Genomic DNA, 23,528 nt, shown 5'->3' on the forward strand with positions numbered 1-23,528 from the left:
GACTTTCGCCAGGCCGTACCGACAAGGCGTACGGAACCGGCGAGACAGGACACAGAGTGCTCCCGTGCGGCGCCCGCGCCCCGGACGGCGGCCATCGCGCATTCGCGCGGGCCGCGGACGTCAACGGCGGACGGTCCTTCGTGACCGCCGCCGGACCAGGCGCGGCGCCCGGGAGCCTGACGGGAGAAACGCCCGCATGCTCGAGCCGACCGAACCCAACGAGGGTTCCGAACTGAACACTCCGAGCGACACCCTGCCGCCGCGCAGGCGTCGCCGTGCCGCCTCGCGCCCGGCGGGTCCGCCCGTCGCGGACGCCGAGGCGCCCGCCGAGGTCACCCTCCCGGCCATACCGGCCGCGGACTCCGACGAGGTCACCGAGGCCGCCTCGGTCGACGAGGCCGCGGAAGCGGTGGAGAGCGAGGAGGCCGCAGTGGTGGCCGAGACCCCGGAGACGGAAGAGGCCGCCGAGGAGGCCGCACCCGCGGCCCGTCCGCGGCGCCGTGCCACGCGCCGTGCCTCCGCCCCCGCCGGGGCGCCCACCACCGCCGAGGCGGTCGAGACCGTCGTACCGGCCGAGGCCGAGGCGGCGCGGCCCGCCGCCGTCGCCGAGGGCGGCGAGGTCGTCGTGGGCGAGGAGGCTGCGCCCCGCCGCACCCGGCGCCGTGCCACGCGCAGCGTGACCGCGCCGACCGCCGAGGCCGAGACCGCCGCTCCTGCGGAGGCCGCCGCCCCCGCCGAAACCGTGGAGGCCGCCGAGCCCGCGCCCGCCGCCGAGGAGGCCGCGCCGGCCGCCCGTCCGCGTCGCCGTGCCACCCGTCGCGCGACCGCTCCCGCAGGCGGGCCCGCGTCCGCTGAGGGTGCGGAGACCGTGGTGCCGGCCGCCGTCGAGGCGGTGCAGGTGCCGCAGGAGCCGGTCGCCGTGGAGGCACCGGCCGCCGAGGAGGCCGCGCCCGCAGGCCGTACCCGCCGACGTGCCACCCGCCGCGCCTCCGCGCCCGCCGGGGCACCGAAGGCCGCCGAGACCGAGGCTGTCGAGACCGAGGCCGCCGTCGCGGAGGCCCCGGCCGCCGCCGAGCCGGCCCCCGCCGCCGAACAGCCCGCCGAGGCCGCTCCCGCCGAGGAGGCCGCTCCGCGCCGCACCCGGCGCCGGGCCACCCGCCGGGTGTCCGCGCCCGTCGAGGCCGCCGCCGAGACCGAGGCCGAGGCGCCCGCCGCGCAGGCCGAGGCCGGCTCCGGCGCGCAGACCCCGGAGGTCCCCGTCACCACGCACACCACCGAGCCCGCCCAGGCCGCCGAGCCCGCCCCGGCCGCCGCCGAGGCCGGTGCCCCGCGCCGCGCCCGGCGCCGGGCCGTGCGCCCCGCGTCCGGGTTCGCCGAGCCCGCGCGCTCCGCCGCGGCAGGCGCCGCCGAGTCGGACGAGGCCGAGGCCCCGCGCCGCCCCGCCCGCCCGGCCGTCGCCGTCTTCCAGGCGCCGGTGTTCACCGAGCCGAGGTTCCAGACCCCGCAGCGGGCCGCGGCCGAGGCCGCCGCCGAGGCCGCCGACGTGGAGGAGCCCGAGGAGTACACGGAGGAGCGCGCGGACGCCGACTCGCGCCGCCGCCGTCGCCGCAGGGGCGCCGCCCCGGCCGAGGAGGCACAGGCCGCCCCGGCCGCCGCCGCTGCCGCGGAGCCGGAGCAGGCCGCGGAGCCCGCCGAGGACGAGGGCGAGGAGGCCGAGGAGGCGGAGGGCGCCGACGGCTACGAGGAGTCCGGTTCGCGCCGCCGTCGCCGCCGTGGCGGCCGTCGCCGCCGTCGCGGTGACGCCGCCGAGAGCGAGGACGGGGACGCCGAGGGCGACGAACTGGCCGCCGAGCAGGCCGCGCAGGACGCCGAGGACACCGCCGAGCAGGAGGAAGAGGACGCCGACGAGGGCCGCGACGAGGAGTCCGGCGGCTCCAGCGCGAGCAGCCGCCGTCGCCGCCGTCGCCGCCGTCGCGCCGGGGACACGTCCACCGAGGCCGAGCCGTCCGACGACGACCCCGAGCGCACCGTCGTCAAGGTCCGCGAGCCCCGCAAGCCCGCCGAGCCGTCCGACGAGGTGCAGTCCATCAAGGGCTCGACCCGTCTCGAGGCGAAGAAGCAGCGCCGCCGCGAGGGCCGTGAGCAGGGCCGCCGCCGCGTCCCGATCATCACCGAGGCCGAGTTCCTGGCCCGCCGCGAGGCCGTCGAGCGCGTGATGGTCGTCCGCCAGCACGGCGACCGCACGCAGATCGGCGTCCTGGAGGACGGCGTGCTCGTCGAGCACTACGTCAACAAGGAGCAGGCGACCTCGTACGTCGGCAACGTCTACCTGGGCAAGGTCCAGAACGTGCTGCCGTCGATGGAGGCCGCGTTCATCGACATCGGCAAGGGCCGCAACGCCGTCCTGTACGCCGGTGAGGTCAACTTCGAGGCGCTGGGCATGGCCAACGGCCCGCGCCGCATCGAGGCCGCCCTGAAGTCCGGCCAGTCGGTCCTCGTGCAGGTCACGAAGGACCCGATCGGGCACAAGGGCGCGCGTCTGACCAGCCAGGTCTCCCTGCCGGGCCGCTACCTCGTGTACGTCCCCGAAGGCTCCATGACCGGCATCAGCCGCAAGCTGCCCGACACCGAGCGGGCCCGGCTGAAGACCATCCTCAAGAAGATCGTCCCCGAGGACGCGGGCGTCATCGTGCGCACCGCCGCCGAGGGCGCGAGCGAGGACGAGCTGCGCCGGGACGTCGAGCGGCTGCAGGCGCAGTGGGAGGACATCCAGAAGAAGTCCAAGAACGGCAACGCCCCGACGCTGCTGTACGGCGAGCCGGACATGACCGTCCGGGTCGTGCGGGACATCTTCAACGAGGACTTCTCCAAGGTCGTCGTCAGCGGCGACGAGGCCTGGGACACGATCCACGGGTACGTCTCGCACGTCGCGCCCGACCTGGCCGACCGTCTGTCGAAGTGGACCTCCGAGGTCGACGTCTTCGCCACCTACCGGATCGACGAGCAGCTCGCCAAGGCCCTGGACCGCAAGGTCTGGCTGCCCAGCGGCGGTTCGCTGGTGATCGACCGGACCGAGGCGATGGTCGTCGTCGACGTCAACACCGGCAAGTTCACCGGTCAGGGCGGCAACCTGGAGGAGACGGTCACCAGGAACAACCTGGAGGCGGCCGAGGAGATCGTGCGCCAGCTGCGGCTGCGCGACCTCGGCGGCATCATCGTGATCGACTTCATCGACATGGTCCTGGAGTCCAACCGCGACCTGGTGCTGCGCCGCCTGCTGGAGTGCCTGGGCCGCGACCGCACGAAGCACCAGGTGGCCGAGGTGACCTCGCTGGGCCTGGTGCAGATGACCCGCAAGCGGGTGGGCCAGGGCCTGCTGGAGTCCTTCTCCGAGACCTGTGTCCACTGCAACGGCCGCGGTGTCATCGTGCACATGGAGCAGCCGAGCGCGGGCGGCGGTGGCGGCGGCAAGCGCAAGAAGCGCGGCCGTGGTGGCGAGGTGCACGAGCACGTGCACGAGACCGCCGCGGTGGCCGTGGAGACGGGCGAGGCCGTCGAGCCGGAGACCGAGGCGGCCGCCGAGGTGGCCGCCGAGGCCGCCGAGCCGGTCGCGCTGCCCGCGCCCGACTTCGCGCCGGACGAGGAGCTGTACAGCAGCGTCGCCGAGGCGGAGGCGGCGGCCACCCGTGGCCGCAGCCGTCGCCGGGCGAGCCGCCGGGCGTCCGCTCCGGCCGGTGCGCCCCGGGCGGAGAAGGCTCCCAGGGCGGAGCGGGCCGAGGCCCCGCGCGAGGAGGCCGTCGAGGCTCCGACCGCCCAGGACGTCACCGCCGAGGCGGCGGCGGCGCGCCCGGTGCAGCCCGAGACGGCCGCCGAGGCCCTGACCGAGCCCGCGGCCGCCGAGGACCAGGTGGTTCCGGCGCCGGAGGCAGAGGCACCGGCCGAGGAGGCCGCGCCCAAGGGCCGCACGCGCCGCAGGGCGACCCGGAAGGTGTCCGCGCCGGCCGGTTCCCCCGCGGGTGCCGAGGCGGCCGTGGTGACGGTCGCCGAGTCCGCGCCCGAGGCCCTGGCCGAGGAGCCCGCGGCCCCGGCCGCGGTCGAGGAGGCGCCCGCCGAGAGCGCCGCCCCGGCCCGTCCGCGCCGCCGTGCCGTGCGCAAGGCCACCGCGCCGACCGCGTCCGAGGAGACGGCCGTCGTGGTCGTCCCGTCGGCCGCGTCGGACGACACCGAGGCACTGGCCGAAGAGGTCGCGGTGGCCAAGAAGACCGCCCGCAAGGCGGCCAAGAAGGCCACGGCGAAGAAGGCCGCCACGAAGAAGACGGCGGCCAAGAAGACGGTCGCCAAGAAGGCGACGGCCAAGAAGGCGGCCAAGACCGCCAAGACGGCCGCGGCCAAGACGACGGCGAAGAAGACCGCGGTCTCCGCCCCCGCCGACGAGGCCTGACCTCCCGGCGTGCGGCCGGCCGGTTCCGACCGGCCGGCCGCACGTCACCGAGCCCGGCCGGGCCCCACGGGGCCTGCCGGGCTCGCCCCCGCGGGCCGTTCGAAGAGGCCGGCCGCGGGGCCCGGTTCGGTTCTCAGTGACCTGTTGCACAGCCGAGGGGCCCGGTTTGACCCCCTCGGCCGAGGACCGTAACCTTGACCGTCGGCGTGTGACTGAGCACGCCACATCTCCGTAAACCTCTTCCTCCCGGACGCAAGGCTGGCCGGGAGAGGTCGCCCATGGTGTTTCCAGGGCGGCTGGCCTGCGGGGGTGCCGTTTCCGAGCGAAAGAGAGATCCGCGTGTACGCCATCGTGCGCAGCGGTGGTCGCCAGCACAAGGTTGCTGTCGGCGACATCGTCGAGGTTGACAAGATTTCCACCGCCAATGTTGGCGACACGGTCGAGCTCTCGACCCTGCTCGTTGTCGACGGCGACGCTGTGACCAGCGACCCGTGGGTGCTGGCCGGCATCAAGGTCCAGGCCGAGGTCGTGGACCACCACAAGGGCCAGAAGATCGACATTCTGCGCTACAAGAACAAGACCGGCTACCGCCGTCGTCAGGGCCACCGCCAGCAGTACACGGCGATCAAGGTCACGTCGATCCCCGCGGCTGCGAAGTAAGGGACTGAGGAGAAATGGCACACAAGAAGGGCGCATCGTCCACCCGGAACGGTCGCGACTCCAATGCCCAGCGGCTCGGCGTGAAGCGCTTCGGCGGTCAGGTCGTCAACGCGGGTGAGATCCTGGTCCGCCAGCGCGGCACCCACTTCCACCCCGGCGCCGGCGTCGGCCGTGGCGGCGACGACACGCTGTTCGCCCTGCAGCCGGGTGCGGTGGAGTTCGGTACCCACCGTGGCCGCAAGGTCGTGAACATCGTTCCGGTCGCCTGAATCATCTGATTCGGCACCGAACACTTTCGCGAGGCGGACCTCACTTCCCGATCGGGAAGGCGGGTCCGCCTTTCGCGCGTTAGTACCTAGACATACCCGTACTTCCTGGAGGCACTGAACCATGACCACCTTCGTGGACCGCGTCGAGCTGCACGTCGCCGCGGGTAACGGAGGCCACGGCTGTGCCTCCGTCCACCGTGAGAAGTTCAAGCCGCTCGGCGGCCCGGACGGTGGCAACGGCGGCCGTGGCGGCGACGTCATCCTGACCGTGGACCAGTCGGTCACCACGCTGCTGGAGTACCACCACTCCCCGCACCGCAAGGCCACCAACGGCAAGCCCGGTGAGGGCGGCAACCGCTCCGGCAAGGAGGGCCAGGACCTGGTCCTGCCGGTCCCGGACGGCACGGTCGTCCTCGACAAGGCGGGCAACGTGATCGCCGACCTCGTCGGGCACGGCACGTCGTACGTCGCCGCGCAGGGCGGCCGGGGCGGCCTCGGCAACGCGGCGCTGGCCTCCGCCCGCCGCAAGGCCCCCGGCTTCGCGCTGCTCGGCGAGCCCGGGGACCTCCACGACATCGTCCTGGAGCTGAAGACCGTCGCGGACGTGGCGCTCGTCGGCTACCCGAGCGCGGGCAAGTCCTCGCTGATCTCGGTGCTGAGCGCGGCCAAGCCGAAGATCGCGGACTACCCGTTCACGACGCTGGTGCCGAACCTCGGTGTCGTCACCGCCGGTTCGACCGTCTACACCATCGCCGACGTGCCGGGTCTGATCCCGGGCGCCAGCCAGGGCAAGGGCCTCGGACTCGAGTTCCTGCGGCACGTGGAGCGGTGCAGCGTGCTCGTGCACGTGCTGGACACCGCCACCCTGGAGTCCGACCGCGACCCCGTCTCCGACCTCGACATCATCGAGGAGGAGCTGCGGCAGTACGGCGGTCTCGGCGACCGGCCGCGGATCGTCGTCCTGAACAAGGTCGACGTGCCCGACGGCAAGGACCTCGCCGAGATGGTCCGCCCCGACCTGGAGGCCCGCGGCTACCGCGTGTTCGAGGTGTCGGCGGTGGCGCACATCGGGCTGCGGGAGCTGACCTTCGCGCTCGGTGAGCTGGTCGCCAAGGCGCGTGCCGCGAAGCCCAGGGAGGAGTCGACCCGGATCGTCATCCGGCCCAAGGCCGTGGACGACGCCGGCTTCACCGTCAGCCGCGAGGAGGTCGGCGGCGAGCCGCTGTTCCGGGTGCGCGGCGAGAAGCCCGAACGCTGGGTGCGCCAGACCGACTTCAACAACGACGAGGCCGTCGGCTACCTCGCCGACCGGCTCAACCGCCTCGGCGTCGAGGAGCAGCTGATGAAGGCGGGCGCCCGCAACGGCGACGGCGTCGCCATCGGCCCCGAGGACAACGCGGTCGTCTTCGACTGGGAGCCCTCGGTCATGGCCGGTGCGGAGATGCTCGGCCGCCGTGGCGAGGACCACCGCTTCGACGGGGAGCGCCCCGCGGCACAGCGCCGCCGGGACAGGCAGGCGGAACGGGACGAGTCGCTCCGCGAGTACGACGATTTCGACCCGTTCGAGTAGACCGAACCGTGCGGCGCGGAAAGGATCCCGGTCCTCTCCGCGCCGCACCGCTCTGTCCCGGTTCGGCGGGGCCGGTGAATCGATCTCTTACCCTGGCCGAGACCGAAATGCTGCGGAATCTTGATGTGGAATTCCGCGGCAATGGGGCGCCCGGTGAGCGGTATTTCCATCCCGTTCGCAACGGTGCCGTGCCGCATATGAAGAACCTGTGCGGCCCCGCACCGGGACCGGAGGACCGTCACCCCCGTCGCTGCCAGGGCCCCGGCGCGCCTGGGCGCAGTGTCTTCACGCCTCCCGTGTCACACCTGTGGACTTACTCACAGCAAATTCACAGGGATTGACGGCGTTCCTCGTCCAATCACCGGGCGTGCAAGGTGAATGACAGGTTGCGCTCGGATATGCATGGGATGTCGCTCACCTTGCACTCCCCTTACCTAAAGTGGGAGCATTTCACGGTTCCCTGTCGCCCCAAGGTAGGTCCTCTGTGTCCCAGCACATAGCCAAGCCCCGTACCACCGCAGTGATCCTGGCCGGTGGCACCGGCCAGCGGGTGGGTCTGTCGATCCCCAAGCAGCTGCTGAAGATCGCCGGCAAGGCAGTCATCGAGCACACCCTCACCACCTTCGAGAGGGCCGACTCGATCGACGACGTCATCGTGCTGATGGCGCCGGGGTACGTACCGGACATCGAGAAGATCGTCGCCAAGGCCGGGTTCACCAAGGTCACGAAGATCATCGAGGGCGGCTCGACCCGCAACGAGACCACCGAGCGCGCCATTTCCGCCCTCGGTGAGGGCCTGGCCGAGGGCGAGGACCGCAACGTCCTCTTCCACGACGCCGTGCGCCCGCTGCTCTCGCAGCGCGTCATCGACGACTGTGTGACCGCGCTGGAGCGCTACCAGGCCGTCGACGTCGCCATCCCGTCCGCGGACACCATCATCGTCACGCGCACGCACGGCGAGGACGGCGAGTTCATCACCGAGATCCCGGACCGCTCCCGGCTGCGCCGCGGCCAGACCCCGCAGGCCTTCAAGCTGTCCACGATCCGCCGCGCCTACGAGGTCGCCGCCGGTGACCCCAACTTCCAGGCGACGGACGACTGCTCGGTGGTCCTGAAGTACCTGCCGGACGTGCCGATCCACGTCGTCGCGGGCGACGAGTACAACATGAAGGTGACCCAGCCGGTCGACGTCTTCATCGCCGACAAGCTCTTCCAGCTCGCCTCCACCGCCGCGCCCGAGCAGAACGGCGAGGAGGCCTACCGCGAACTCCTCACCGGCAGGACGCTCGTCATCTTCGGCGGCTCCTACGGCATCGGCAAGGACATCGCGGAACTCGCCGAGTCCTACGGCGCGACGGTCTACGCCCTCGGCCGGTCCACCACCGGCACCCACGTGGAGAACCCGGAGGAGGTCGACGACGCGCTGTCCAAGGCGTACGCGGAGACCGGCCGGATCGACTGCGTCGTCAACACCGCGGGCGTGCTGCGCATCGGCAAGCTCGCCGAGACCGACAACGCCACCATCGAGGAGGCGCTGAAGGTCAACTACCTGGCCCCGGTGCAGATCGCGCGCTCCTCCTACAAGTACCTGGCCGAGACCAAGGGCCAGCTGCTGCTGTACACCTCCAGCAGCTACACCCGCGGCCGCGCCGAGTACTCCCTCTACTCCTCCACCAAGGCCGCCATGGTGAACCTCACCCAGGCGCTGTCCGACGAGTGGGCCGGCGACGGCATCCGCGTCAACTGCATCAACCCCGAGCGCACCGCCACCCCGATGCGCACCAAGGCCTTCGGTCAGGAGCCGGCGGGCAGCCTGCTCTCCTCCGAGGCCGTGGCCCGCACCTCCCTGGACGTGCTGCTGTCGGAGCTGACCGGCCATGTCATCGACGTCCGCCAGCAGGACCCGACGGCCGGTGCCGCCAAGGCCTCCGGCTTCGAGCAGGCGCTGGCCTCGGTGCTGGACCGTCAGGACGGCGTGTAATGATCAGTAAATAGATTTTAGGAATTCAGGCCTCTGGGTTCGCTCATTCACCGGGCGTTCGCAGGGGCCTGAATCCGTACACCGCGAAACCACCGGCATCTCCGGCATTTCTGAACAAAACCGGCACTCCCCCTCCCAGAGCAGGTTTCCCCGTGATATCCACCGCTATTCGCGTAGCCCGGGTGGGCAGCGCGGCCGAGCTGGCCGCGGCGGCCCTCATGATCCTGGGCTTCCCGGCGCTCATGCTGGCCGCGCTCGTCCCGAGCATCCCTGCCTTCGCGGCCGCGGCCGTCGTGACGTACCTGGCGGACCACTATCTGCACCGCAAGGGCAGCTACCTGATCAACCGCCTCAGCAAGGTCCGGGCCGGCCTGTCGATCCGCTTCCTGATCCGACAGCTGCTGCTGATCCTGCTGCTGGCCCGGCTGTCCCACGCGGACGACCTGATCTTCTACGGCGCCGTCGCCTGCTTCATCGCCTTCTACGGCCTCCAGGCCCCGCACGGCGCGCTGGTCACCCTCATCCGCAACCGCCGCCGGATGCCGGTCGCCACCCGCAACGTCGACCTGAAGTCCCGCATCCGCATCCCGGACGCCCCGCCGCGCGGCCTGCTGCACCGCAGCGCCGAGAAGATGCTCCACCTCGACCTGTTCGCGGTCGCCGGCATCCTGGTGGCCGCGGCGCTGGACTCCTCCGCCCCCGGCTTCGCCGGCATCGGCCTCACCGCGGCCTTCGGCGTGCTGTACGTCCTCGTGCTCGTGCCGTACGTCCGCGGCCGGAAGATCCCGCCGAGGGCCGAGGTCGTCCTCGCCGCCGTCGACGACTGGCTGGCCGGCTACAAGCCGGAGACCGTGCTGTACTTCTCCGGCTCCAAGGACTCCGCGTACCAGGTCAACATGTGGCTGGAGACGATGGAGCAGCTGGAGTCCCGGCCGCTGATCATCCTGCGCGAGCGGGCCATCCTGAACAACCTCGCGCCCACCACGGTCCCCGTCATCTGCGTGCCCGGAGGGGTGCACCTGATGAACATGGACCTCTCGACCGTGCGCGTCGCCCTGTACGCGGCGAACGTCGGCAAGAACATCCACCTGCTGCGCGTGCCCACCATGAAGCACGTCTTCATCGGCCACGGCGACAGCGACAAGCTCGCCAGCGTCAACCCGTTCAGCAAGGTGTACGACGAGGTGTGGACCGCCGGCCGCGCGGGCCGCGACCGCTACGCCATCGCCGACGTCGGCGTCCGCGACGACGACATCGTCGAGGTCGGCCGCCCGCAGCTCGCGCCCATCCAGGGCTGGGCGGGCGTGCCCGAGGGCCGCATCCCGACCGTGCTGTACGCCCCCACCTGGGAGGGCTGGGACGGCAACCCCGGCAACACCTCGATCGTGCTCGCCGGCGAGAACATCGTGAACAGGCTGGTGCAGGCCGACCCGCCGGTCCGCGTCCTGTACAAGCCGCACCCCTTCACCGGGACGGTCAGCAAGGAGGCCGGCGCCGCGCACCGGCGGATCACCGCGCTGGTCGAGAAGGCCGCCGCCGCGCGCGGCGCCGACCCCCGTTTCGCCGTGGACGCCGCCGCGACCGCGCGGGCCAGGTCCGAGCTGGCCCGCATCGAGGCCCGGCTCGCCGAGCTGGCCGGCGCCGGCGGCGAGAAGGGCGACGAGGCCGAGGCCACCCGCGACGGCGTCGTCGACGTGCGCAGGCACGAGGAGACCGCCCGGCTGCGCGCCGAGTGGAACGACGCCTACTGGCGCTCCTTCCCGTCGTCCGAGCACCGCGTGATCACGGGCGCCGAGCCGCGCCTGTACGACTGCTTCAACGTCTCCGACGCGATGGTCTCCGACATCTCCTCCGTGGTCTCGGACTTCATCGCGAGCGGCAAGCCGTACGCCGTCACCGACTCCGCCGAGCTGGGCTTCGAGGAGTTCAAGCGGCAGAACACGGCCGTGCGTGCCGCGGTCGTCCTCGCCAACGGCGCGGCCGAGCTGGGCGGCCTGCTGGACGCCGTGCGCGACCCGTCGGCCGACCCGCTGGCGGACGCCCGCGGCGAGCTGAAGCGGTACCTGCTGGGCCCGGACGAGCCGAAGTCCATCGACCAGTTCAACACCGCGGTGGCCGACCTGGCCCTCAAGGCGGACGCCCGCAACGTGGGCCAGCAGTCCCGCCTGGCCGGGACCGAGGAGTCCGGGCTGGCGGGCGCGGTGCCCGGACAGCGGGCCGCGTCGGCCGACGACACGGAGGGTGTCAGCACGAACTGACCGCACCGCGTCGAGGGCCGGCCCCGGGAGAGATCCCAGGGCCGGCCCTTTTCCGTCCCGCCGGCCCCGCCCGTTGTTCAGGATTCTTACCGGAAGCTCTTACCCCGGCTCCCGGACGAAGGTGAGTGATTCTTACCGACCCTACGTACTGTCGGGTGGCAGCAGGGTGGCGTCCTCGTCCGCCACACCCCGTGTGACGTGCGCCACTGATCATCGGGCGCGAGGCAACCGCTTCCATCGGTCGTCCGTCTAACACGTTGCCATTGAGGCGAAACGTGGGGAATGTTCCATGGGTAAGGGGGAAGTGTGACCGTCGTGACGCAGCCTGATGTGACGGTGATCATCGGGGCGTACGAAGCGATGCCGTACCTGGTCGAGTGCCTGGCATCCGTCGAGGCCCAGACCATCGACTCGGCACGCCTGGAGGTCATCGCCGTCGACGACGGCTCCACCGACGGCACCGGCGACTGCCTGGAGGAGTTCGCCGCCCGCGCCCCCATGTCCGTCACCGTGATCCGCCAGGAGAACTCCGGCGGCCCGAGCGGCCCCCGCAACGTCGGCCTCGGCAAGGCGGCCGGGCGCTACGTCTTCTTCCTCGACGCCGACGACCGGCTCGGCCCCGAGGCCCTGGAGCGCATGGTCGCCATGGCCGACGAGAACGGCACCGACGTCGTCCTCGGCCGGGTCGAGGGCGTCAACCGCATCGCGCCCAAGGTCATGTGGGCCAAGACCCTCCCGCGCACCGACGTCTTCTCCTCCAACATCAAGTTCACGCTGAGCGCGCAGAAACTCTTCCGCCGCGACCTGCTGGAGCGGCACGGCATGCGGTTCGACGAGTCGCTGTGGACCGGCGAGGACGCCCTCTTCACCATGGAGGCGTACCTGCGCGCGGACGGCGTGTCCGTCCTCGCCGACCACACCTGCTACTACCTGGTCGGCCGCGACGACGGCAAGCACGTCACCAAGACCGGCAGCTACACGCTCCGCTTCGACTCCGCGCGCGCCCTGATGAAGCTGGTCGCGGACATGGTGCCGGCCGGGGACAGGCGCGACACCCTCATGGTCCGGCCGTTCCTGATCACCCTGCTGCCGCAGTTCGGGCCCAGGTTCCTGAAGGACAGCGAGGAGGTCCGCCGGCACAAGCTGGAGCTGGCCGCGCCGCTGATGGACGCCTACTGGACGCCCGGCGTGGCCCGCCGCCTGAAGGTCCACGAGCGGCTGCGGCTCCATCTCGTCGCCCTGCGGCGGACCGAACTGCTGCTGGACGTCGTGGAGTTCGTCAAGGCCAAGAAGCAGGCCGCGGCCCTCCTGGAGAAGCGCGGCACCCGCGTCTACCTCGTCTACCCGCACTTCAGGTCCAAGAAGGCGGGCATCGCCGACGACATCTACCTCGCCGAGCCCCGCGAGGCCCGCGCCTTCGAGGGCTACCGCGAGGCCGCCGCCAACTCCTTCCTGCGCAGGGCGGTCCGCAAGGTCCGGCGCACCCTGTCGGCGAAGGACTTCAAGGCCGCGGCGGCCTGACGGAGGGCCCCGCAGTCACCGCCCGCCCGTTCAGGCAGCGGCCCCGCGCCCCGTGTGCGTCACTGCTTGCCCGACTGGAGGGCTCGCCGGATGGGGCGGCCCACCACCCGGCGGGCGCGCCGGTAGACGGACGCGCTCGGGGCGGTCGGCGCACCCTGCGCCTTGCGGGCCCGCGTCAGCTCCTTGCGCAACTGGGCGTTGTCCTGGGTCAGTTCGCTGACCTGGGAGTGCAGCCAGCCGAACCGGCTGCTGAGCGAGGCGAGGTCGGTGTCGTTCCAGGGCCGGATGCCCGGCGGGAACGACAGCGAGCGCATCCGCTCCTCGAAGGCCGCGCCGCCGTCGCCGTGCGTGAACGTGTTCCGCAGCCCGTTCCTGTCCAGGAACGAGACGAACCGCTCGAACCGCTCGGTGTGGTTGCCGACGAGCCCGCCGAAGTCGGCCTGCTCGTACAGCAGCGCGGGGTCCGCCGCCCGGGGGTCCTTCACGACCTGGTCCAGCCGCCGGTGCGGGATCTCGAAGTAGCGGCACAGCTCCAGCGTGCGGGAGTCGCCGCACAGCACCGTCGCGGGCGTGCCCGCGAGCAGCGCGGCGATGTTGCCGTGGATGCGGGAGCCGAAGGAGAAGTCGAAGTCCCGCAGGTCGTCGATCCAGGTGATCGGGTCGACGTACACCCGCACCTTGTCCTCCCGGTACATCGGGTGGTCCGGGTGCGTCGGCATCGCGGTCAGCCCCGAGTTGGGGTCCGTCAGGTCCCGCCAGTGCAACTGCCGTGCGTCGCTGAGGTTCTGGCCGATGAACCGCAGGTTCGGATACCGCGCGTGGGCGTGGTCGACGACGGAGCCCAGCCCCTGTTTGCGCACCGCGCTGTGCGAGCCGTTGACCGCGATCCGCGAACCGGCCGTCAGCTCGGGCACCCGCCTGCGCACGTCGAGGCTGCGGCCGTGCATGAACAGCGAGGGGCAGCCGATGACCTCCACGTCCCGGAAGCCCATGTCCCGCAGGTACTGCTCGGTGAACTCCCCCCGCACACCGATCGACGAACTGCGCTCCAGCACCGCCGTGCAGAACTCCCGTACGGTCGGCTCGATCCGCTTCAGCCGCGCCGGGTCGTAGCTCACCCCGGTCTGCGCGCCCACACCGAGCACGACCACCGGTATCCGCAGGCGGGAGATGAGCCGGGTCAGCCGCGCCAGCGCGGTCTCGAAGGACGGGCGGAAGGCGTTGGCGAGCGGCACGACGAAGGCGTCGTACTCCTCGTTGATGCGCGCCGCCGCGGCCACCTCGGTGCGGCCGCGGTTCGAGACGACCTCGGTGTCCGGCGTCTGCAGGATCTTGTGCGCCGCGTCCTGGAAGATCAGGTTGCCGGAGTTGGTGGCGATCACATCCTGGTGCAGGGCCTCTTCCGCCGACAGGACGTCGTAGGGGTTCTTGCCCGATCTGAGCAGGATGCGCTTCGGTTGGGGAACGGTAGGTGACACGACGATCACGTTAAATTTGTCAGAGATTTAATTTCTATACACAACCAGCACAACCTTTTTGCCGTAAGCAAACCGTGAGCAAACGACTACAGGACGGCCGTCCGGGGGGTGGACCGGCGCGCACCGGACGATCCCCTTCGCGTAGATTGCCGGACAGAGGCAGCCGGGACGGGCGAGGGGACAGCAGGCAAGTGGCAAGCGCAAGGCAGGCCGTGGTCGAGGCCCGCAGGATCGTCGTCAAGGTGGGCTCCTCGTCGCTGACCACCGCCGCGGGCGGTCTGGACGCCGACCGCGTCGACGCGCTGGTCGACGTGCTCGCCAAGAGCCGCAGCGGTGGGGAGAAGGAGGTCGTCCTCGTCTCCTCCGGCGCCATCGCCGCGGGGCTCGCCCCGCTGGGGCTGCGCCGCCGCCCCAGGGACCTCGCCCGCCAGCAGGCCGCCGCCAGCGTCGGCCAGGGCCTGCTCGTCGCCCGCTACACCGCCTCCTTCGCGCGCTACGGCGTCCGCGTCGGCCAAGTCCTGCTCACCAGCGACGACATGAGCCGCCGCGCCCACCACCGCAACGCCTCCCGCACCCTCGACAAGCTCCTCGCGATGGGCGCCTTCCCGATCGTCAACGAGAACGACACCGTCGCCACCGACGAGATCCGCTTCGGCGACAACGACCGCCTCGCCGCCCTCGTCGCCCACCTCGTCCACGCCGACCTCCTCGTCCTCCTCTCCGACATCGACGGCGTCTACGACGGCGACCCCAGCCGGCCCGGCACCTCCCGGATAGCCGAGGTGCGCGGCCCGGGGGACCTCGCGGGCGTCGAGATCGGCACCGCCGGCAAGGCGGGCGTCGGCACCGGCGGCATGGTCACCAAGGTCGAGGCCGCCCGGATCGCTGCCGCCGCCGGCGTCCCGGTGGTGCTCACCAGCGCCGTGCACGCCGCCGAGGCGCTCTCCGGCGGCGACACCGGCACCTACTTCCACCCGACCGGCAGGCGTTCCGCCGACCGGCTGCTGTGGCTCCAGCACGCCTCCACCCCGCAGGGCGCGCTGACCCTGGACGACGGCGCCGTGCGCGCGGTCGTCGAGCGGCGCACCTCGCTGCTGCCCGCCGGAATCGCCGCGGTCGAGGGGGAGTTCAACGCCGGCGACCCCGTCGAGCTCCGCGACTCGGCCGGGCGCGCGGTGGCCCGCGGGCTCGTCAACTTCGACGCCAGGGAGATCCCCCGGCTGATCGGGCGTTCGACCCGCGAACTGGCGCGCGATCTGGGTCCGGCGTACGAACGCGAGGTCGTACACAGGGACGACCTGGTGCTCCTGCACTCGTAAAACGGGACGTAACGAGGGCCCCCGGTGGGGGACGTTCCGTAAAACCGCCCCGCGGTGCCTTGGGGCCTGCTCAACTTTGTCTCGGAGACACGTTCCGAGCGCTGGGTGAAGGAGGCCGTCGTGAGACGAGTGCGCCCTGGGGTGGCAACCCGCGGTGCTCTGACGAGCGTCGCGGCCGGGGACACCTATCAGGAGCCCAAGGACCTGCCCCGGCTGTGGCACGTCACCCTCAGCGTCGCCGGTCAGGACGTCCCGCTCACGGACCTGCGGCGGGCCCTGGAGCAGCTGGCTCACGACCACCCCTTCCTCCTGACCAGCAGATACGCCGGCGACCACGCTGAGATCCGGTACTGGGAGGAGGCCCGCGACCTGCACGACGCGGCCGCCGTCGCGCTGCGCCTGTGGGGCGAGCACCGCCAGAGCGCGGGACTGCCCCCGTGGGAGATCGTCGGCCTCGAGGTCATCGACCGGGAGACCTACCACCAGCGCATCGCCGAGGGCTACGGCCCGCCGCCCGCGACGCCGGTGGGGGTCCACCCCTTTTGAGCACTCCTGAGACCTTGTCTCATGGTTCGGGATGAGCGGTGACCCGCCCACACCGCGCACTACCCTTCCCTCATGACCACGCTCTCGCCGTACGACTCGATGTCCCCGGTCACCCAGGCCGCCTACCGGGCCAAGGCCGCCGCCGCCGACCTCGCGCCGCTCCCGCGCGCCGTGAAGGACGACGCGCTGCTCGCCATCGCCGACGCCCTGGAGGTCCGGACCAGCGAGATCGTCGAGGCCAACGCCGCGGACGTGGCCAAGGCCCGGCAGAGCGGCACCAGCGAGGCCATCGTCGACCGGCTCACCCTCACCCCCGAGCGGGTCCGGGCCATCGCCTCCGACGTCCGCGACGTCGCGAAGCTGCCCGACCCGGTCGGCGAGGTCGTCCGCGGCTCCACCCTGCCCAACGGCATCGACCTGCGCCAGGTCCGCGTCCCGCTCGGCGTCGTCGGCATCATCTACGAGGCCCGCCCCAACGTCACCGTCGACGCCGCCGCCCTCTGCCTGAAGTCCGGCAACGCCGTTCTGCTGCGCGGCTCCGCCTCCGCCTACGAGTCCAACGCCGCCCTCGTCCGGGTGATCCGGGACGCCGTCGGCGGCGCCGGGCTGCCCGCCGACGCCGTCCAGCTGGTGCCGGGGGAGAGCCGCGAGAGCGTGCGCGAGCTGATGCGCGCCCGGGGTCTGGTCGACGTGCTGATCCCGCGCGGCGGCGCCTCCCTCATCCAGACCGTGGTCAACGAGTCCACCGTCCCGGTCATCGAGACCGGCACCGGCAACTGCCACGTCTACGTCGACGCCCGGGCAGACATCGACACGGCCGTCGAGATCCTCATCAACTCCAAGGCCCACCGGGTCAGCGTCTGCAACGCCGCCGAGACCCTCCTCGTCCACCAGGACATCGCCGCCGAGTTCCTGCCGCGCGCCCTGGACGCCCTCGCCGACGCCGGCGTCACCGTCCACGCCGACGAGCGGGTCATGGCCTACGCCGAGGACTCCAAGGCCACCGTGGTCGAGGCCACCCCGGAGGACTGGGAGACCGAGTACCTGTCCCACGACATCGCCGCCGCCGTGGTCGACTCCCTCGACAAGGCCGTCGAGCACATCCGGCTGTGGACCTCCGGCCACACCGAGGCGATCGTCACCACCTCGCAGCAGGCCGCCCGGCGATTCACCCAGCTGGTCGACTCCACCACCGTCGCCGTGAACGCCTCCACCCGGTTCACCGACGGCGGCCAGTTCGGCTTCGGCGCGGAGATCGGCATCTCCACCCAGAAGCTGCACGCCCGCGGCCCGATGGGCCTGCCCGAGCTGACCAGCACCAAGTACATCGTCACCGGCGACGGGCACGTGCGCCGCTGAGCCTCTCCCGGACGGCCCGGCCGGCGCGCGTGCGGAACGGCGTCTCATCTGGCGGATGAATTTCCATACCGTCTGCCCAAATTGACCCCCCAGGTCTACTCTGGAACCGTGCCGGAGGACGTGGGGGGCGCGCCGTTCCCTGACGGCTGGGAGCCCGACGACGACCACGACCACGGGGTGTCGGACGAAGAGTTCGCCTCCGTGGTGTTCGACGAGGCCTTCGTGCAGGCGGCGACGATCCATGAGCCGACCGCCGTCGAACGCCTCCTGGCCGCGGCGCAGGCCAGAGCCGAGGCCTCCGAGGCGGAGGCCCGCCGCGCCCGCACCAGAGGCGAGCGCTACAGCCCCGAGGGCACCGATCTAGGCCAGGACCGCGACGACGACGACCTGGACGACACCTACCTTCTCGACGACGACCACAGCCCCTTCGGGGGCTACGGCAGGCAGGCCCGCTGGCACCGGCCCGTGGCCTGGGTGCTCGCCGTCGTGATGGGCATCGGCATGGTCGCGCTCGCCTTCGCGGCGGTCTACCGGGGTGCCTCCTCCAGCACCCGCGAGCGGGTGCCCGCCCCCGCCTCCACCGGCCTGGAACAGGGCGGCGCCGCCGCCCCCTCCGCCTCCGCCGACTACTCCCAGCACGCCGCCTCGGCGACCCCGCGCTCCCCCTGAGCAGCCCCCGGGGATTCTGGTGAGAACCTGTCAGAAGTTGTCGTACAGCGGGGCGTTTACCCGAGGCCCCCGAGACCCACTCTGAAAGTATGGGCGGGCCTGGAGACCCACCGGAGGGGACACCCGAGGGCGGCCCCGGCGGTGCAGAGGACGAGTACCGATCCGTCGTGTTCGACGAGTCGTTCGTCCGCGCTGCCCGCCTCCAGGAATACTCCGCCGACGAGCGGATGGCCGACCACGCGCCCGCCGTACGCCGCCGCCCGCCCCTGCACCGGGGACTGACCCGGCAGGCCCTGATCCTGGCCGTGCTGATCGCCGTCGCCTTCGGCACCGCGGTCTACATGGGCGTCCGCCACCCCTACGGCTCCACGGGGGCCCGGCGGCCCGTCGAGCCCGCGCGGCTGTCCGTCATCCCGCTCGCCCCGCAGGGCAAGGTGCCCGGCGGGACGGACGCCGAGAGCCTGTACGCGCACAGCCCCGCCGCCCAGTTCGACGTCGGAGCCGAGGGCATACCGCTGCCGGCCTCCCGGGACACCGCCCACTTCTCCGACAGCCAGGTCGTGGCCGCGCTGACCACCGCCAAGGACTACATCGTCCGGTCCTCGCTCTACCCCGAGGTGCTCACCGGCCGCGAGGTCGGCCCCGCCCGGTCCCTCGTCGACTCCGACCAGCTCGACCAGTTCGACCAGAGCTTCGACCACCCGGCGGCGGACGGGCGGCACACCCCCACCGGCTGGCTGGTCCGCCTCGACCCGGCCCGGGCCCAGCTGGCCGACGACCGGATCCGCGTCCAGGGCAACCTCCAGGCCACCGAGACCGACGCCGCCACGCTGGAGATCACCGCCGACCACACCTTCGTCTACGCCCTGCGCCCCACCGGCGCCGCCGGCGCGCCGGTCTCCCTCTTCACCGTCCGCCGCGAGCTGACCTTCCGCTTCGACCGCGACGACCTGCGCACCCACCAGGTCCAGCTGGTCTCGGCCTACGTCCAGGCGGGCCCCCTGTCCTGCGCCGAGGACTCCGCCGCCTACCTGCGGCCCCTGCTGGCCGGCCAGACCGCCCGAGCGGGCGGCCCCGCCGGCACCGACCCCTACGAGTCGGACGGCGCCACCGCCCTGTGCGGCACGCTGGCCGCCGGGGCCGAGCCGAAGGTGTGAGCGCCGGGCGCCCACCGGGCGGATCGGCGTGCGGCGCCGGGACCCACCGGCGCAGCCGCTACTCGCCGTCCCCCTCAGGCGTGTCCGAGGTGTCCGCCGGGCCATTCTTCGGGTCGTCCTTCGCCGGGGGAGTGCCCGTGAAGCCGGCGAAGCCGCGCCGGACCCGCCCGCCCAGGTCGCCCGCACCGCCCGCGAGGTCCGAGACCAGCTTCATCAGCGGGTCCTTGGAGGCCTTCACATCGCTCGCGTAGCTCGCCGCCGACTCGCGGAACGAGTCGCCGACGGAGGTGTCCTTGTCCTCGGCGCGCCGCGGGTAGTGGCCGTCCATGATCCGCTGGTAGTCCCGGGACTCCGCCCACTTCTTCAGCTCGGCCGCGCGCACGGTGGCGAACGGGTGCGAGCGGGGCAGCACATTGAGGATCTTCAGCACGGAGTCGCGCAGGTCGCCCGCGGAGTCGTACTCCTCGGCCTGCTCCAGGAAGGCGTCCACGTTCATCTCGTGCAGATGGTTGCCGCCCGCGATCTTCATCAGGCCCCGCATCGACGCCCGGACGTCCTGGCCCACCAGCAGCCCGGCCCGGTCGGCGGACAGCTCCGACTTGCGAAACCACTCCCGCAGCGCGGTGATGATCGTCATGATCGCCAGGTTGCCCAGCGGTATCCAGGCGACCTTCAGCGCGAGGCTCGTCAGGAACAGCAGGATCGTGCGGTAGACGGAGTGCCCGGACAGGGCGTGGCCCACCTCGTGCCCGACGACCGCCCGCATCTCCTCCTCGTCGAGGAGTTCCACCAGACCCGTGGTGACCACGATGATCGGCTCGTCCATGCCGATGCACATGGCGTTCGGCTGCGGGTCCTGGGTGACGTACATCGGCGGGACCTTCTCCAGGTCCAGGATGTAGCAGGCGTCCAGCAGCATGTCGTTCAGATGGCCGAACTGCCGCTCCGAGACGCGCACCGAGTCGGACAGGAACAGCAGTCTCAGGCTCCGCTCCGGCAGCAGCCCGCTGAGCGCCTTGAACACGGTGTCGAAGCCGCTCAGCCTGCGCAGCGCGACCAGGGCCGAGCGGTCGGCCGGGTGCTCGTACGCCCGCGAGGAGATTCCCGGGAAACGGGTGCGCGACCGGCTCGGCACCCGCTCGTGCCCGCTCTGCTGACGGCCGTCGTCGGACATGTCTTCCCCCATGTGCGTGTGAGTGCCCACTGAGCCCCCGAAGCAGGGCCCAGCCTAGGCGGAGATACCGTGGACGGGCAGTAGAGCCGAAGGAGTCCACATCATGGAGCACCACCCCGCAGCCGCCCGGCTGACCGAGGCCGCCACGAGCGCAGTCCAGCAGCACGGGACGGGAGACCTGCTCCGTATCGTCTTGGTCGTGATGGTCCTGGGCTGCGCACTGACCGCCTGGTTCCTGCTGCGCGGCTACAAACGGAAGGACGACTGACGGACGGCGAAAGTTCCCCGCCCGGGGTCCGCCCGCCGCCACCGTCCGTCCCCAACGGCGGAGTCGGCGTGATCGCCGAACGGCCGCCCGCATACGATGAGCCGTCGTCTTTATCCCGCCCACACGCGATAGGTCCTGCCGAAGATGAGCCTTCACCGTGCCGCTGCCCAGTTGGTCACCCTCGCCGAGAGCGAGGGCGGTCACCACAACAGCCTGAACCCGGCCGTCACCGGCGGCTGCGCCCTCGGCATCCTGCTGCTCCTGCTGTGGATCACCACCCGCTTCAACCGCGACCGCTGAGCCGGGACCCCGTCCCCGGCCGGAGGCCCGAGGCCGGGCCGGTAGGGTCTGCACGCATGGGAGAGCAGGACATGCCTACCGGTCCGGTGCACGACACGGCCGACGACACGGTGAAGCACCCGCGGTACCGGCAGCACCGGCCGGGTCACGGCCCCGCCCACACGGGCAAGCGCCGTCTCGGCGTCATGGGCGGAACGTTCGACCCGATCCACCACGGGCACCTCGTGGCGGCCAGCGAGGTCGCCGCGCAGTTCCAGCTGGACGAGGTGGTGTTCGTCCCCACCGGCCAGCCCTGGCAGAAGTCCCACCGCACGGTCTCCCCGGCCGAGGACCGCTACCTGATGACGGTCATCGCGACCGCCGAGAACCCGCAGTTCTCCGTCAGCCGCATCGACATCGACCGCGGCGGTCCCACCTACACCGTGGACACCCTGCGCGACCTGCGCGCCCTCAACCCCGACACGGACCTGTTCTTCATCACCGGCGCCGACGCCCTCGCCCAGCTGCTGACCTGGCGTGACAGCGAGGAGCTGTTCTCGCTCGCGCACTTCATCGGTGTCACCCGCCCCGGGCACCAGCTGAGCAACCCCGGCCTGCCGGAGGGCGGCGTCTCGCTCGTCGAGGTGCCGGCGCTCGCCATCTCCTCCACGGACTGCCGTGCGAGAGTCGCCAAGGGAGAACCCATCTGGTACATGGTGCCGGACGGAGTCGTGCGCTACATCGACAAGCGCGAGCTGTACCGCGGCGAGTGAGCCGAGAGGGGCACCGGTGAACGACCGATACGACGAGGGTGACGCGGGCCACGGCGCCGGCCCGTACGAACTCGTCGGCTACGACGAGTACGGCCGGCCCATATACCGGCAGGTCCCGGCGCAACCGGCTCCAGGGGCGGCCTACGACCCGTACGCCCAGCAGCAGGGCTACGGTTACGACCCCTACGCGGGCGGCGCCCGGCAGCCCGCGCCGCCCTACGACGCGTACGACACCGGTCAGCAGCCCCAGGCGCCCTCGTACGACCCGTACAACGGCTACGACAACTACGGCACCCCCGCGCGCGGGACCGCCCCCGGGTACGACCCCTACGGGCAGGCGGCGAGCAGCGGGCAGCAGCCCCGGGTCGCCGAGCAGACCGCCCACATCCCGCAGCAGGCCGGCCCCGCGGAGGGCGCACACGGCCCCCAGGAGACCGAGGACACCGACGAACGGGACTACCACACCGAGCAGTTCGCGTTCGTGGAGGACCCGGACGGCGACTCCGAGGACGTCATCGACTGGCTGGCGTTCACCGAGAACCGCACCGAGCGCCGCGAGGAGGCCCGCCGCCGCGCCCGGAGCCGGCTCGTCGCCCTCGCCGTCGTCCTCGCCCTCGTCGCCGCCGGAGGTGTCGGCTACCTCTGGTACGCCGGGAAGCTGCCCGGCCTGTCCTCCTCCGGCGCCAAGGCCGGCGCGGGCACGCCCGTCGCCGCCCAGAAACGCGACGTGATCGTCGTCCACCTGCACAACACCGGCAAGAGCGGCACCTCCACGGTGCTGCTGGTCGACAACGCCACCACCAAGCAGGGCACCACGGTCCTGCTGCCCAACTCACTGGCGCTGACCGACGACGACGGCTCCACCACGACCCTCGCCAAGTCGGTGTCCGACGACGGCTCCTCCGGCACCCGCGACCAGATCGACACCGTCCTCGGCACCAACATCCAGGGCACCTGGCGCCTCGACACCCCCTACCTGCAGAACCTCGTCGAACTCGTCGGCAACATCGACATCGACACCGACGCCGACGTGCCCGACCCGGACAGCAAGAAGAAGGGTGCCGAGCCGCTCGTCCACAAGGGCTCCGACCAGACCCTCAGCGGCAAGATGGCCGTCGCCTACGCCACCTACCGCGCCGCCGGGGAGTCCGAGAACGCCCAGCTGCAGCGGTTCGGCCAGGTTCTTCAGGGCGTCCTGCGCAAGGTCTCCTCCGACCCGGCCGACGCGACGGTCACCGTGCAGAGCCTCGCGCAGATCCTCGACCCCTCGCTCACCGACAAGGACCTCGGCGCCTTCCTCGCCAAGCTCGCCGACCTCGCCAAGAGCGGCGACTACAGGACGGCCCTGCTCCCCGTGCAGGCCGACGGCACGCTGAGCGCCCGGACCAGCGACAGCGTGGTGAAGGACATCCTCGGCGGCACCGCCAAGAGCCCCGCCGCCGGTTCCGCGGTCCGGGTCTCCGTCCAGAACGCCACCGGCGTGAAGGACGACACCGAGAAGGCCCGCGTGGTGCTCCTCAACGGCGGCTTCACGTTCCTGGAGGGCGGCAGCGGCTCCGGGACCCGGGCCACCTCGCAGGTGCTCTATTCGGACGCCTCGGACAGGCAGAACGCCACCGAGGTCGCCAAGACCCTCGGCCTGCCCGCGGGCTCCGTGACCAAGGGCACGGTCTCCTCGGGCGCCGACGTCTCGGTGGTCCTGGGCCAGGACTACCGTCCGTCCGCCTCCTGACCGACGGCCGGGCGCCCCATGTGCATACCGTAATCACGTGGGGTGCCCAGGGCGGTCCGTGAGACCCTTGAGGT

Annotated in this window: 18 protein-coding genes; 16 read left to right on the top strand and 2 right to left on the bottom strand. The window is 71.9% G+C overall.

Features of this window, described 5'->3' with window-relative positions; all coding sequences use genetic code 11:
* Window positions 1–196 precede the first annotated feature (196 nt).
* The 7 genes from ACZ7FF_RS00760 to ACZ7FF_RS00790 all read left to right on the top strand — a co-directional run bounded on the left by ACZ7FF_RS00760 (window position 197) and on the right by ACZ7FF_RS00790 (window position 12,700).
* On the top strand, window positions 197–4,441 hold the full coding sequence (locus ACZ7FF_RS00760; protein ID WP_470808314.1) for an Rne/Rng family ribonuclease: 4,245 nt from the start codon (window positions 197–199) through the stop codon (window positions 4,439–4,441).
* 339 nt (window positions 4,442–4,780) lie between these two features.
* Complete coding sequence (gene rplU / locus ACZ7FF_RS00765; protein WP_392069235.1) at window positions 4,781–5,101, top strand: 50S ribosomal protein L21; 321 nt, start codon at window positions 4,781–4,783, stop codon at window positions 5,099–5,101.
* Between the two features lie 14 nt (window positions 5,102–5,115).
* On the top strand, window positions 5,116–5,370 hold the full coding sequence (rpmA, locus tag ACZ7FF_RS00770; protein WP_020940020.1) for a 50S ribosomal protein L27: 255 nt from the start codon (window positions 5,116–5,118) through the stop codon (window positions 5,368–5,370).
* Between the two features lie 121 nt (window positions 5,371–5,491).
* Window positions 5,492–6,940: a GTPase ObgE gene (gene obgE, locus ACZ7FF_RS00775; protein ID WP_470808317.1), complete on the top strand. Its 1,449-nt coding sequence runs from the start codon at window positions 5,492–5,494 to the stop codon at window positions 6,938–6,940.
* Between the two features lie 484 nt (window positions 6,941–7,424).
* Window positions 7,425–8,921 carry a D-ribitol-5-phosphate cytidylyltransferase gene (locus ACZ7FF_RS00780; RefSeq protein ID WP_470808319.1) on the top strand — a complete coding sequence of 499 codons (1,497 nt, stop codon included), beginning with the start codon at window positions 7,425–7,427 and terminating at the stop codon, window positions 8,919–8,921.
* 152 nt (window positions 8,922–9,073) lie between these two features.
* Window positions 9,074–11,179: a hypothetical protein gene (locus tag ACZ7FF_RS00785; RefSeq protein WP_470808320.1), complete on the top strand. Its 2,106-nt coding sequence runs from the start codon at window positions 9,074–9,076 to the stop codon at window positions 11,177–11,179.
* 360 nt (window positions 11,180–11,539) lie between these two features.
* Window positions 11,540–12,700, top strand: a complete 1,161-nt coding sequence (locus ACZ7FF_RS00790) for a glycosyltransferase family 2 protein (protein ID WP_470809551.1) — start codon at window positions 11,540–11,542, stop codon at window positions 12,698–12,700.
* Between the two features lie 59 nt (window positions 12,701–12,759).
* On the opposite strand, the gene ACZ7FF_RS00795 is transcribed toward ACZ7FF_RS00790, so the two are convergent.
* A complete protein-coding gene (locus ACZ7FF_RS00795; RefSeq protein WP_470808321.1) occupies window positions 12,760–14,178 on the bottom strand; it encodes a polysaccharide pyruvyl transferase family protein in 1,419 nt (472 codons plus the stop codon).
* Window positions 14,179–14,390: 212 nt separating this feature from the next.
* Here ACZ7FF_RS00795 and proB point away from each other — a divergent pair, with 212 nt between their 5' ends.
* From proB to ACZ7FF_RS00820, 5 genes are all read left to right on the top strand, one after another.
* Window positions 14,391–15,497, top strand: coding sequence for a glutamate 5-kinase (gene proB / locus ACZ7FF_RS00800; RefSeq protein WP_470809552.1), 1,107 nt, complete (start codon window positions 14,391–14,393; stop codon window positions 15,495–15,497).
* Between the two features lie 120 nt (window positions 15,498–15,617).
* Window positions 15,618–16,043 (top strand): hypothetical protein, encoded by a 426-nt coding sequence (locus ACZ7FF_RS00805; protein ID WP_470808323.1) that lies wholly within the window; start codon window positions 15,618–15,620, stop codon window positions 16,041–16,043.
* A gap of 72 nt (window positions 16,044–16,115) precedes the next feature.
* A complete protein-coding gene (locus ACZ7FF_RS00810; RefSeq protein ID WP_470808324.1) occupies window positions 16,116–17,402 on the top strand; it encodes a glutamate-5-semialdehyde dehydrogenase in 1,287 nt (428 codons plus the stop codon).
* A 108-nt stretch (window positions 17,403–17,510) separates the two neighbouring features.
* Window positions 17,511–18,071, top strand: coding sequence for an SCO2584 family spore wall biosynthesis protein (locus ACZ7FF_RS00815; protein ID WP_470808325.1), 561 nt, complete (start codon window positions 17,511–17,513; stop codon window positions 18,069–18,071).
* 89 nt (window positions 18,072–18,160) lie between these two features.
* A complete protein-coding gene (locus ACZ7FF_RS00820) occupies window positions 18,161–19,228 on the top strand; it encodes an SCO2583 family membrane protein (RefSeq protein WP_470808327.1) in 1,068 nt (355 codons plus the stop codon).
* A 58-nt stretch (window positions 19,229–19,286) separates the two neighbouring features.
* Here ACZ7FF_RS00820 and ACZ7FF_RS00825 read toward each other — a convergent pair whose 3' ends face one another.
* Window positions 19,287–20,402 (bottom strand): M48 family metallopeptidase, encoded by a 1,116-nt coding sequence (locus ACZ7FF_RS00825; RefSeq protein WP_470808328.1) that lies wholly within the window; start codon window positions 20,400–20,402, stop codon window positions 19,287–19,289.
* A 103-nt stretch (window positions 20,403–20,505) separates the two neighbouring features.
* Here ACZ7FF_RS00825 and ACZ7FF_RS00830 point away from each other — a divergent pair, with 103 nt between their 5' ends.
* From ACZ7FF_RS00830 to ACZ7FF_RS00845, 4 genes are all read left to right on the top strand, one after another.
* Complete coding sequence (locus tag ACZ7FF_RS00830) at window positions 20,506–20,670, top strand: hypothetical protein (RefSeq protein WP_470808329.1); 165 nt, start codon at window positions 20,506–20,508, stop codon at window positions 20,668–20,670.
* Window positions 20,671–20,814: 144 nt separating this feature from the next.
* Window positions 20,815–20,970 carry a hypothetical protein gene (locus ACZ7FF_RS00835; protein ID WP_470808330.1) on the top strand — a complete coding sequence of 52 codons (156 nt, stop codon included), beginning with the start codon at window positions 20,815–20,817 and terminating at the stop codon, window positions 20,968–20,970.
* A gap of 56 nt (window positions 20,971–21,026) precedes the next feature.
* Window positions 21,027–21,722 carry a nicotinate-nucleotide adenylyltransferase gene (nadD, locus tag ACZ7FF_RS00840; RefSeq protein WP_470808332.1) on the top strand — a complete coding sequence of 232 codons (696 nt, stop codon included), beginning with the start codon at window positions 21,027–21,029 and terminating at the stop codon, window positions 21,720–21,722.
* 16 nt (window positions 21,723–21,738) lie between these two features.
* Window positions 21,739–23,454 carry an LCP family protein gene (locus ACZ7FF_RS00845; RefSeq protein ID WP_470808333.1) on the top strand — a complete coding sequence of 572 codons (1,716 nt, stop codon included), beginning with the start codon at window positions 21,739–21,741 and terminating at the stop codon, window positions 23,452–23,454.
* Window positions 23,455–23,528 lie beyond the last annotated feature (74 nt).

Source organism: Streptomyces sp. NPDC037126, from assembly GCF_055605965.1.